Annotated in this window: 14 protein-coding genes and 1 pseudogene; 8 read left to right on the top strand and 7 right to left on the bottom strand. The window is 71.3% G+C overall.

Features of this window, described 5'->3' with window-relative positions; all coding sequences use genetic code 11:
- Positions 1 to 595: 595 nt before the first annotated feature.
- Together ABZZ17_RS30715 and ABZZ17_RS30710 are read right to left on the bottom strand one after the other, a co-directional pair.
- Positions 596 to 1,216: a hypothetical protein gene (locus tag ABZZ17_RS30715; protein ID WP_356880820.1), complete on the bottom strand. Its 621-nt coding sequence runs from the start codon at positions 1,214 to 1,216 to the stop codon at positions 596 to 598.
- 17 nt (positions 1,217 to 1,233) lie between these two features.
- Complete coding sequence (locus tag ABZZ17_RS30710) at positions 1,234 to 1,713, bottom strand: protein kilB (RefSeq protein ID WP_356880818.1); 480 nt, start codon at positions 1,711 to 1,713, stop codon at positions 1,234 to 1,236.
- A 273-nt stretch (positions 1,714 to 1,986) separates the two neighbouring features.
- Here ABZZ17_RS30710 and ABZZ17_RS30705 point away from each other — a divergent pair, with 273 nt between their 5' ends.
- The 4 genes from ABZZ17_RS30705 (at position 1,987) to ABZZ17_RS30690 (ending at position 3,509) form a co-directional block, all read left to right on the top strand.
- Positions 1,987 to 2,478, top strand: a complete 492-nt coding sequence (locus tag ABZZ17_RS30705) for a DUF2975 domain-containing protein (protein ID WP_356880816.1) — start codon at positions 1,987 to 1,989, stop codon at positions 2,476 to 2,478.
- Positions 2,478 to 2,726 carry a helix-turn-helix transcriptional regulator gene (locus tag ABZZ17_RS30700; protein ID WP_356880814.1) on the top strand — a complete coding sequence of 83 codons (249 nt, stop codon included), beginning with the start codon at positions 2,478 to 2,480 and terminating at the stop codon, positions 2,724 to 2,726. The genes ABZZ17_RS30705 and ABZZ17_RS30700 overlap by 1 nt, the downstream gene beginning before the upstream one ends.
- Positions 2,727 to 2,875: 149 nt before the next feature.
- On the top strand, positions 2,876 to 3,127 hold the full coding sequence (locus tag ABZZ17_RS30695) for an antitoxin MazE7 (protein ID WP_356880812.1): 252 nt from the start codon (positions 2,876 to 2,878) through the stop codon (positions 3,125 to 3,127).
- Between the two features lie 4 nt (positions 3,128 to 3,131).
- Positions 3,132 to 3,509: a toxin Doc gene (locus ABZZ17_RS30690; protein WP_356880810.1), complete on the top strand. Its 378-nt coding sequence runs from the start codon at positions 3,132 to 3,134 to the stop codon at positions 3,507 to 3,509.
- Between the two features lie 110 nt (positions 3,510 to 3,619).
- On the opposite strand, the gene ABZZ17_RS30685 is transcribed toward ABZZ17_RS30690, so the two are convergent.
- The gene (locus ABZZ17_RS30685; protein ID WP_356880808.1) at positions 3,620 to 4,351 is read right to left on the bottom strand and encodes an SDR family oxidoreductase; all 732 of its coding nucleotides are present in this window, start codon (positions 4,349 to 4,351) and stop codon (positions 3,620 to 3,622) included.
- 289 nt (positions 4,352 to 4,640) lie between these two features.
- Positions 4,641 to 4,970: a putative quinol monooxygenase gene (locus tag ABZZ17_RS30680; RefSeq protein WP_356880806.1), complete on the bottom strand. Its 330-nt coding sequence runs from the start codon at positions 4,968 to 4,970 to the stop codon at positions 4,641 to 4,643.
- Between the two features lie 59 nt (positions 4,971 to 5,029).
- Here ABZZ17_RS30680 and ABZZ17_RS30675 point away from each other — a divergent pair, with 59 nt between their 5' ends.
- The 3 genes from ABZZ17_RS30675 (at position 5,030) to ABZZ17_RS30665 (ending at position 7,410) form a co-directional block, all read left to right on the top strand.
- A complete protein-coding gene (locus tag ABZZ17_RS30675; RefSeq protein ID WP_356880804.1) occupies positions 5,030 to 5,389 on the top strand; it encodes a MerR family transcriptional regulator in 360 nt (119 codons plus the stop codon).
- Positions 5,390 to 5,566: 177 nt separating this feature from the next.
- On the top strand, positions 5,567 to 6,340 hold the full coding sequence (locus ABZZ17_RS30670) for a hypothetical protein (protein ID WP_356880802.1): 774 nt from the start codon (positions 5,567 to 5,569) through the stop codon (positions 6,338 to 6,340).
- Between the two features lie 371 nt (positions 6,341 to 6,711).
- Entirely contained in the window at positions 6,712 to 7,410 is a 699-nt protein-coding gene (locus ABZZ17_RS30665; protein ID WP_356880800.1) for a DUF4232 domain-containing protein, read from the top strand.
- A gap of 26 nt (positions 7,411 to 7,436) precedes the next feature.
- Here ABZZ17_RS30665 and ABZZ17_RS30660 read toward each other — a convergent pair.
- Together ABZZ17_RS30660 and ABZZ17_RS30655 are read right to left on the bottom strand one after the other, a co-directional pair.
- Positions 7,437 to 7,622, bottom strand: a pseudogene (locus ABZZ17_RS30660) (GNAT family N-acetyltransferase); the annotation flags it as partial.
- A 123-nt stretch (positions 7,623 to 7,745) separates the two neighbouring features.
- Positions 7,746 to 8,438: a TetR/AcrR family transcriptional regulator C-terminal domain-containing protein gene (locus ABZZ17_RS30655; protein ID WP_356880798.1), complete on the bottom strand. Its 693-nt coding sequence runs from the start codon at positions 8,436 to 8,438 to the stop codon at positions 7,746 to 7,748.
- 117 nt (positions 8,439 to 8,555) lie between these two features.
- On the opposite strand from ABZZ17_RS30655, the gene ABZZ17_RS30650 reads away from it, so the two are divergent.
- Positions 8,556 to 9,281, top strand: coding sequence for a DUF4386 domain-containing protein (locus ABZZ17_RS30650; RefSeq protein ID WP_356880796.1), 726 nt, complete (start codon positions 8,556 to 8,558; stop codon positions 9,279 to 9,281).
- Here ABZZ17_RS30650 and ABZZ17_RS30645 read toward each other — a convergent pair.
- Positions 9,240 to 10,355, bottom strand: a complete 1,116-nt coding sequence (locus ABZZ17_RS30645; protein WP_356880794.1) for a hypothetical protein — start codon at positions 10,353 to 10,355, stop codon at positions 9,240 to 9,242. The genes ABZZ17_RS30650 and ABZZ17_RS30645 overlap by 42 nt on opposite strands.
- Between the last annotated feature and the right edge of the window lie 54 nt (positions 10,356 to 10,409).

Genomic DNA, 10,409 nt, shown 5'->3' with positions numbered 1-10,409 from the left:
CGCCGGGTCCTTGATCATCTGCTGGGCGATCGCCTTGGCGCTCGTCGGGGCCGCCTGGGCGGGAACCGTGGCGAGCATCGAACCGGCGACACCGAGGGCGACGACGGCACCCGCGAGGGTCTTCTTCGAAGCGGCGATGCGGCGGATGACAGCGTTCGACACAGGGAAACCTTCCACAGGGAACAAGGGCGGTCGCGGCATGCCGAAGGCATGCGTGATCCCTTCACGCGGTGGAGAGCGGTTCGTCAGCGGCAGGTGAGCGAAGCACCCGGGCCGCCCGGCGACACATCCAGTTCTACCGACCCCCCACCCGCCTGGCAACGAGCCCGCTTACTACCCGCCTTCGCAGCCGGGGACCCCCGGACCGCCGGCGGGGTGCGGGCCGGAGCCTCGGGCACGGGGAGCCGTACCGGCCCGCAAGGCCTACTACCCCGGGTCGTATGTGACGTGGGGCCTATGGGACGGCTCACCCCCGAGCCGCCCGAATCTCACCGAACGTCACTGGATGTACCGCTTTGAAGGTTCGACACCGTGGCGGCATCACCGGCATCAGCCGCCTGGCGGCGACGGCGTTCTCCTTCTCTTGGCGACGGACTCAGCCGCCTTCGCCGTGCATGGCCTCGCCGAGCGCCCGCAGCAAGAGCTGGAACTCCGCGTCGTCGACGACGCGGAGGACTTGCCGGAGATTGACGGCGCAGTCGCCCACCAAGGAGACCGCGACCTCCAGCATGGCGGCCTCGCTGCTGGTGGCTCGGTTCGACCACCCCGGGGTACGCATCAGCCGGGCGAGCGCGTCCCAGTCGATCCCGCCGGTACGGGCGATCAGCTGCCGTCCCGCAGCGTCCTCGAGTTCCCCGTCCTCGGCGAAGCGCCGGAGCCATAGCCCGTCCTGATGGGAACCCAGGAGCCGGGTGGCCGCCCGCATGTGCTCATCGCTGACGCCCTGGAGCATCTGCGCCGCGAGCTCCGCGCCCTTCGTCTTGTCCGCCGACACCGGATTCTCCTCTTCCTGGAGGGACGAGGCCGAAGCCGGCCCCGGGCCACTGTGTCCGGCCCGCCCGTGCCGCTGCGTCACACACGCCCGCCGTTCGCCCGGACGGCCTTCCACCGGGAAGAGCAGGACCTCCTGCTGGAGCACGGTCACCTGGAGCCGGTGATCGAGGCGTCGGCGGCGCGCGAGGCCGACCTCGGGCCTCTGACCAGCGGGGGTCGGCACGGATGCCGCGTGAGCGTTCAGTGGTGGTCGGGGGTGAGCAGCGCGGCGGCCGCAGTGACGAAGGTGGCGGATGCGGCCTTCGCGGCTTGGCGCAGGGCGTGCAGCTCGGGGGTGGTGCTGGCGGTGCGCAGGGCGTACGTGGCTTCGGCGGCGCTCTGGGCGGGCGCGGTGAGTTCGGGAACGAGTACTTGGAGCCGGACCAGGGGCGCGGTGATCGCCGTGCGGGTGTCGTGAGAAGTCGTCTGCGCGGCCAGTCGCGCGTCGGGGTCGGCGGCGCCGTCGGGAGTGTCGGTCATGGCCAGGCGTTCCCGGTGGAACATCGCTGACCGGTGGGCGTCCAGGGCGGCGGCGAGATCCGTCACCGCGGCGAGCTTCTCCTGGCGGCGGGCATCGGCACGGTCCTCGGCGCGGGCGGTACGGGCGGCGCGGTGCTGGAGGAGGCCGGCGGCCAGGACGCCCGCCAGGGTGCCTACTACGGCGACTATGGAAGACCACATGGGTCGAATGTCCTCTCGGTCGGCGATGGATCATCGGGTGGCCAGGTGCGCGGGCGGGGCGGCCTCGTGATGTGACCGTCCTCCGCACGCGGTCAAGTCCCGTGTGTCGTACGGGGGTCAGGCTACGAAACGCCGGACTCCCCGACGGCCTCGACGGGGAGTCCAGGAGCCCAGGAGCCCAGGTGAAGCACCTGGTGTTCGATCCGAAGCCACCCTTGCCGAACCTATCGACATTCGATAGATTCCCATCGTAAGTCGATTGAAGGATGGGTCATGGGAAAGCTGGCAGTGCGTGCGTTGCGTGCCGTGCTCGCGGTGGTGTTGGTCGGCACGGTGTTCGTGCAGGCGTCGATGGTGTGGGTGTTGGTCAGCGGGGGCGACCCCGAGGACGGGTCGCTCCCGCTGACCGCGCTGCGCGTGATCACGATCCTGGGCATGGGGTCGGCCCAGGTCGCCCTGGTCTGTGTATGGCGGCTGGTGACGATGGTGCGACGTGGAACGGTTTTCTCCCACGCCGCCTTCCGGTACGTGGACTTCGTGATCGGCGCGATCGTGTCGGCCGCCCTCATGTGGTTCGTGGTCACGGCCCTCAATGCGCCGGGCCAGCGGGAAGATCCGGGTGTCACCGTCATCATGGGCGGCGTGGGCCTGGCCATCCTGGGGGTCGCGCTCATCGTGTTCGTGCTGAGGATGCTGCTCGCCCAGGCCGTCGCGCGCGACGTCGAAGCCGCGCAGATGCAGGCCGAGCTGGACGAGGTCATTTGATGCCGATCGCCGTCGACATCGACGTGATGCTGGCCAGGCGGAAGATGTCCGTGGGCGAGCTCGCGGACCGCGTGGGGATCACACCCGCCAACCTGGCCGTACTCAAGAACGGCCGCGCCAAGGCGGTGCGCTTCGCGACGCTCGCCGCGCTCTGCGAGGTGCTCGACTGCCAGCCGGGCGACCTGCTGCGCTGGGAGGCCGAGGACGCCGCGAAGGCCGAGGGCGCCGCGGGCGCCCAGGCCGGCTGACGTGGGCCGGGACGGAAGGGCCCCGGGGCCTGCCTGCGGCATGGCGAGCGCACGTGATCCGGAGGCTTCTCGGCTACGTAATCGCTGGTCAGAGCCGTAATCCTCGAACCGGTAGTCAGTGCGGTATGCCGACGGGCATACTCGAAGACATGGCAGATACCAGCGTGAAGATCGACGACACCACCCGGGACCGCCTCAAAGCCCTGGCCGACGACGAGGGCATGTCCATGAAGGACTACCTCGCCAAGGTGGCCGCGGAGAAGGAGCACGAGAAGCTGCTCGGCACCGCCACGGCCGCGTTCCGGCGGGCCATCGCCGCGCCCGGCATCCTGGACCGCTTCGACGCCGACTTCGGTCCGCTGCCGCCGGCCGCCGCCCACGCGACCCCGCAGGCGGCCTGAACCGGTGGAACTGCTCGTCGACTACCGATGGCTCCTGGACCGCCAGGAGGACATCCTCCGCTCCGACCTGACCGTCAACGACCTCTCCGCCCTGGTCGGCATGGCCGCCCGGCACCGGGTCAACACCCCCCGCCTCGACCAGGCGGACCCGGACGCCTTCTGGCGTGCGGCCGTCTTCCTGGAGGAGTGCGTTCTCCTGCGCCCGCTGCCGGCCCGGAACGAGGCGTACGGCTACGGCATCGCCCTCGCCTATCTGGAGGCTTCGGGGAAGCGGGTCGATGGCGAGTACGAGCCGTGGCGCGACCTCATCAACGACGTCCGCGCCCTGCGCCTCGACTCGTACGGCATCGCGGACCGATTGCGATCCTTCCAGCTCACCTGAGGTCGCACTGCCCCGAAGCCCCAAGCCCGAGCCCGAAGCCCGCTGCCCGCGCCTCGGTCACCGACAGGTGCCGATCGAACGGATCGCCGGGATCAGCTCGGCGCCCGCGTTCAGTCGATGACGGCGCCGCCGGTGACATTGAACTCCGTGGCGGTCATGGTCGGCGCGCGGTCGGAGGCGAGGAAGGCCGCGGCGTAGGCGACGTCTTCGAGACGGGGCCGGCGGTGGAGCAGGGTCGCGGTCGCCTCGGGGTCTTCCTCGGGCGGGTTCGACGGGTCGGGGGAGCCGGGGGAGAGCAGCCAGGCCGACCGGATGCCGTGCGGGCCGAGCTCGCCGGCGAGCTGGCGGCACAGACCGGAGAGCGCGGACCAGGCGATGTGCGAGCCGCCGAGGCCGGGGATGGCCTCTCGGCCGCCACCCATGGCCAGGATCACCCCGGTGTGGCGGGGGATCATGTGGCGGGCGACGGCGGTGGCCAGGGTCAAATGAGTGGTGACCGCCTTGATGACGGGACGCAGTACGTCCTCGTCGGCCATGTCGACCAGCGGGGTGCCGTGCAGGTCGTCGTTGGAAGTGGCGTTGAAGGCGATGTCGATCCCCCCGGAGTGCCGGGCGACGGCATCGGCATGTTGCTCGACCGCGGCGCGGTCGGTCGCGTCGAGCGTGGCGAACTCGACGCGCCCCCCGGATTCGGCGATGGCGCCGGCCAGTTCCTCCAGGGGTGCGAGGGTGCGCCCGGCCAAGTGGACCACGGCGCCTTCGCCGGCAAAGACGCGGGCGACCGCGGAACCGATCGCTCCGGCCCCGCCGTAGACGATGGCGGTCTTGTTCTCCAGCAGCATGACGTTCCCTACTCCATCGACGTTCTACGCCTGGACCTCGCCGCCACCCCGTGCTCGCACCAGCACGAGGAGCTCCTGACAGCTGCGGGGACGGGGAAGCGCAGGGCCAATGGTCGGCGGCGGACAGCGGGCGGGCGTGTCGGCACGGCCGTGGCTGCGGGCGGGTCACCCGCCCGCCACACCGCGACGACGGGTCCGCCCCGCGCGAACCGATCTCGAAGCGCGGTACCGGGGAACGCGGGCGGCCCCGGAACGGATCCTGCCCTTGCTCCCGCCAGTCGACGCATTCTCAGGCGGCCACCGGTTCCGCCCCGGGATACGGGCTGAGCATGGTGTCGAAGTAGCCGTCCGGGGCTTCCTCCAGGAAGGTCGACAGGTTCTCCAGGAAGGCGCGCAGAGGGGGCGTCGCGTTGTGCCGGTCCAGGTCTTCCTGTGAGCGCCAGACCTCGTACAGGAAGAACCGGCCGTCCTCGTGCTCGTGCAGGTGGTACTGCAAGTTGCCGGGCTCTTGCCGGGTGGGTTCCACGAAGGAGGAGAGGATGCGGCGGACCTCGTCGGCGCGCTCCGGCCGGGGGCGAAGGAAACCGTAGAGGGCAATGGGGTGTTCCGTGTTCGTCATGACCCTCACGCTAAGATCTCACATCAATGTGAGGTTCAAGGGATTGTGAGGGGCGCCACATGAAGATCGGTGAGCTCGCCGCAGCAACGGACACGTCCGTGCGGCTCCTGCGCTACTACGAGGAGCAGGGCCTCCTGACGTCCTACCGTCTCGACAGCGGCCACCGCCGCTACGACGACGCTGCCCCCGCCGCGGTCCGCCGCATCCGCGCACTGCTCGACGCCGGCCTTCCGACCCGGGTCATCCGCGATCTCCTGCCGTGCGTTCACCAGGACGGTACGGTCGCCGACTGTCAGCTGGAGACCCTCCAGAAACACCTCCAGGGTCTGGACGACCGGATCGCAGCGCTGTCGGAAACCCGCACCTCACTGGCCGGGCTCATCTCTGCCACCCAGACCCACGCACCGGCCCTCGCCTGACCCGCCACCCCCAGCACCGCGGGTCCGCGGCCATCGCGGCCCCGTCGTGCGCAGCCGGAAAGTCGCCCAGAGCGGCTCCCAGCGGCCACGGGCACGGCCCTGTACCCGGCCGGTACAACCTTCGGCCATCCGTCCTGGTCACATCCGGGACAGAGCTGACTCGCCAGGGGAGTGTGCGTGAACATCACAGGTGGCGGAGCGGTCGCGGCGGTCGCGACGCTGCTGGTGGCAGCGCTGCTGAGTGCGGGATGCACCGCCGCGGGCCCTGCCGGTAGCGCGACGCCGAAGGGGCGCGGGGCCACGCCTTCCGCCTCGGCCGACGGCTCGTCGTCGACGCAGCCGCCCCTCACCTCCCGGCGGCTCGACGCCGCCGAACTGCTCACGGCGGCCCTGCCGGACGGCGAGACCGCTCCCGCCGGGTCGAGCGAGAAGAAGGTGTACGAGCGCCAGCCGAAGGCAGCCGCCAAGACGGTCGGCGATCCCGCTTGTGTGCCGGTCGTCGACCGGTACGGGGACGGGCCGCGGCCCACGACGGTGATCCAGACGTTCGCCAGCCGGGAGAACCTCGAGTGGAACGGCACCACCGTGCTCACCGCTCACTCCGAACCGGCCTCGGCCGCAGCGGAGTTCAGCCGGCTCCGTCAGGCGTTGCCGGACTGCCGGGACTACCGGACGCCCGGCGCCGCCGGCGGGACACGTACCGTTCTTGCCCCGGTCGGCGCGCCCGCGCACGGCGACGAGGCGGTCGCCTTCACCCTGACGTCCTGGACCGATGTCAGTGACATCAACCCCGACGTGAAGGAGGTCCGGACCATCCGCAAGGTGACGGTGGTGCGGATCGGCTCGGTGATCGCCGAATTCGAGCTGGCCCCGTCCCCCTCCGCGGAAACCATGGAGTTCCCGGCCGAGCTCATGGCCCGTCAGGTACAGCGGCTACGCGAACTGCGCTGACCGCCGTACAGCAGTTCTGCGCGACGCCGCGACCGCTCCGCGGGCGGCCGGTGCTGAGGGCCCGTACCAGCCTCGGCCCGTTGGCCACCCGCGTGGTCAAGATCCGCTTGGTCGCGGTTCTGTATCAGCGGCCGGGGGGCCGGGAACAGTTGTGCGGGGTGGCGGGAACCTTACTACTGGCTGGTAGGCGGCTTCGTTCGGCGTGGTGCGTGCGGCGGTCGGGCGCGTCGTGGTCGGCTGTGTGTAACAGGAAAGTATGAAGCGGCGGTCGGGCGGAACGGTTCACCATCCGGACGGGTCTTGGTGATCAGAAGGCTCGTTCGTACCGACCCGAGCGGCCGATCCTGCCAACCGATTCCGAGGAAGCCACGATGCGCGTTCACCAGCTCACCTTCGCAGCCCTGGCCGTTGCCGCCGGTCTCTCGCTGACGGCGTGCCAGAACGGCGACGCCGGTGCGGCTCAAGGAGGTGCGTCGTCCGCGTCCACCGCGTCGCCGTCCGCGTCCGCCCCGTCCGCGTCGGGCGGTTCGAGCCCGGGGGGTCCGGCTCAGGCGGGCGGCAAGGACTCTGCCGGGACGGGTTCCAACGGGAAGGGTACGGCCGCCGGGACCGGCTCCGCCGGGAACGGCAAGGACGGCAAGAACGGCAAGGACGCCAAGTGCCGTACTGACGACCTGGAGATCACGGCGATCGACGCCACCGTCGGCGGCGACACCGACGGTACGGTCGCGGTCCAGCTGAAGAACCGCGGCGGCCGGGACTGCACGCTCTCCGAGTACGCGGGCGTAGACCTGAAGACCAGCTCGGGGTCGCTGTCCGCACAGCGCACGGGCGAGCATCCCGGCCCGGCCGTGCTCAAGAGCGGGGCGACGATCTCCTTCGGAGTCACCTACCCGCTCAACACGTCGGGCGGCTCGGGCGTCCGCATCACGGGGCTGGTCGTGACCCCGCCGGACGAGACGAAGTCCGTCACCCTCGCCTGGCCGGGCGCCGCGACGCTGCCCGTCACGGAGGGCCCCGGCACCCCGGTCAAGGTCGGCCCGATCGGAAGCGCCGGCCAGGGCGGCTGACCGGCCCATGCCGTACGCGTCAACCGCCACCCGAAGCCCCGCCCGTCGAACTCGGCGCGCATGAGTGCCATCGCCGCATCGCTCTGCTCCCGCGTCAGCAGTTCACCCAGGTGTTCCCGGACTTCGGGGTCGGTGTTCATGGCTGCCCACGGTCCGAGGTCGGACTCCCGCCACCGGCGGAGCAGGAGACGATCGGTACTCAGTTCTGGCATGACGTACAGCCAACGCAGTCGACGTCATGGTGTCGAGCGGATATGTCGAAAGAGCGGCATGGCGCCCCGGCCGGGTCTCCTTCCCGCGCTCGGAGCTCCGCCGGTCCCCGCCCAACGCGCCTGCTACGCCTTCCGGGAGGACGTCCAGCCCTGGCGGCGGAGGTTTTCGAAGCCGTCCAGGAGGAGGTCCAGGGCGAATTCGAACTCGTACTGGTCGTCGCAGCCGCCACCGACCGTGGAACCCCCGTCGTGCGCGGCCGTCGCGGCGAGTTCCGCGATGTGCGGGTAGCGCGCCGCCAGCCCGGGGTCGGGCGGGCCGGAGGGGGCCGAGGGGCCCGAGGTGGCGAACAGTTCCTGGCTGAAGCCGAGCAGTCGGCTGCCCATGGCGTGCATGACGTGGTGCGTGAGGTCGGCGGAGAGGCCGCCTTCGCGGAAGCTCCCGGCCATCGAGTCCAGGTACGCCAGCACGGCCGGGGTGGGCCCGGTCCGCGACTCGATGACCCGGGCCGCCCAGGGGTGGCGCAGCAGGACCCGTCGGGCCGAGAGGATCCGCCCGCGGACCACGTGCCGCCAGTCGGGGCCCGCGGCCGGCGGGTCGATCTCCTCGATGACGGCGTCGGCCATGCCGTCGAGCAGTTCCTCCTTGTTGGCCACGTGCTTGTAGAGCGCCATCGGTACGACGTCCAGCTCCTGCGCGAGCCTGCGCATGCTGAGCGCGTCGATGCCGGTGGCGTCGGCGAGCGCGACGGCGGCGCGCAGGACGCGGTCCCTGTTCAGGGGGATCCGTGGCGTGTGCGTGGTTTCCTGCCGGGTCATTCCGGTCCGGCCCCTTCTTCTCGGCAGCGCCCTTTCCTTGACGAGTGTACGTCGTACACCTAGGATCGCCGCCAGGTGTACGGCGTACACCGCCTTCGAGTGAGAGGTACCGAGAAGATGAGTCCGGACCGGAGAACCGCGGTGGCCGCCGGGTCGCTGTTCCTGCTGACCGAGGCCGCCGCGATAGCCGGGACGGTTCTGTACCGCCCCCTGCTGGGCGCGGCGGACGGCCGGCTCGCGCAGGGCGCCGACACGTGGGCGCTGCTCGGGGTGTTGTGCGAGGTGGTGCTGGTGGTGGCGGTGGCCGGCACCGGGGCGGCGCTGTTCCCCGTCCTGCGCCGCCACGGCGAGGGGCTCGCGCTCGGGTACGCCTTCGGGCGGCTGCTGGAGGCGGCCGTCATCGCCCTCGGGATCGTCGCCGTCCTGGCGCTCGTCACCCTGCGGCGGGAGGCGGGAGCGCCGGACGGCGCCGACGTCGCGCTGGCGGCCGTGCGCGACTGGACGTTCCTGCTCGGGCCCAACATCGCCCTCGGACTGAACACCGTCCTGCTCGCGTACCTGGCGTACCGCGCACGGCTCGTCCCGCGCTTCATCGCCGTGCTCGGGCTCGTCGGCGGGCCGCTGATCTGCGCCTCGGCCGTCGCCGTGATGTTCGGGGCCTACGCGCAGCTCTCCGTGGCGGGGGCGGCCGCCGCGCTCCCGGTGTTCGCCTGGGAGCTGGGGCTGGCCGGCTGGCTGATCGTCAGGGGGTTCGGTCCCGGCCCGGACGCCCCGTCCCGGCAAACCTTTCCGGCCACGGCACTAGAAGATTCCGGCGCGCATGTGGTGCGTGAGGTTCTCTAGGATCTCGCGCAGCCACGGGCTGCGAGCGGCCGGCAACCGGACCAGCGTGTGCCGGAAGGTCTCCGGGTCGGCCCGGAACAGGCGATGGGGGCGCGGTACGGGCGGGTCGTCGCGGAGCACGCCGTCGGGCAGGGTTCCCGAGGTGGGGAGGCGCAGGTCTCGTACGGGGAAGGCCAATGACATCCACACGCCGAACGGCAGCGGTACGGGATATGCCGATGAAGCCGGGCCGGCCGGGCCGGCCGGGCTCCAGGGTCGCCCCGTCTGCGGGTGGATCGGTACGAGGATGATGTCGGCGTGCGGCTCGGGCTCGGACAGCCCCGGTCCGGCCAGGACGGCGCGCCGTGCGCGCCGGCCCGCGGGCAGCAGGGCGTCGAGGGCGCGTTGGAAGACCTGCGCGGTCAGACCCAGCGGGACGGTCACCGGCCGACCGTCCGAGGCGGCCAGCAGATGGGCCAGGGCCTGGCCGGCGGCTGCCTCCCACTGCGGGTTCCATGACCACCAGTGGTCCAGCCCGAGCAGCGAGCCCCACGTGGTGATCGGCGCGACCGGGGGCGTGGCCCTTCCCTCCGCCAGCACTTCCGCCCAAGAGAGCATCGCGGGACCGGCGTTGTCGACGGGGACGGGACGTACGGCGTCCGGCGCGAGCCATACCGCCTGCCACAGGGAGCAGTCGTCGATCCGGCTCGCCACGGCCAGACCGCACGCCTCGCAGGCCATGTTGGGGCCGTCACCCCAGTCGAGGCCGCAGCAGTAGCCGCCGCCTTCCTCCGGTACGAGCACGGTGCCGCGCGCATCCCCCGGTGCGATGACGACGCTGCCGGGCCACCCGTCGGACACGGCGTAGACCGGAGCGCAAATGCCTCGGGCGGCCGCCTCGTCCGGACCGATCTCGTCCCACCGCCGCCACGGCGGCCCCCAGGGCTCCGGTTCCACGGCGAACGTGCCCGACTCCATGAGCACCGGGAGTTGGATCCCGTTCCCGTACTTCTGATGTGCATGGGCCGGCAGTGCGACCTGGGACAGCGGGACGGTCAGTCTGGCGCCGCACCCAGCACACACGAAAACGAACAAATGCCCTCCGCTAGCGATAAGGAGGGCATCGTCGCAGCTCCGCGGCGAACCGGC

Origin of the sequence: Streptomyces sp. NPDC006512, from assembly GCF_040611935.1 — a bacterium.
Taxonomy (GTDB): Bacteria; Actinomycetota; Actinomycetes; order Streptomycetales; family Streptomycetaceae; genus Streptomyces.
Note: the sequence above shows the minus strand (reverse complement) of the source record. Positions and strands in the feature narration are given on the sequence as shown.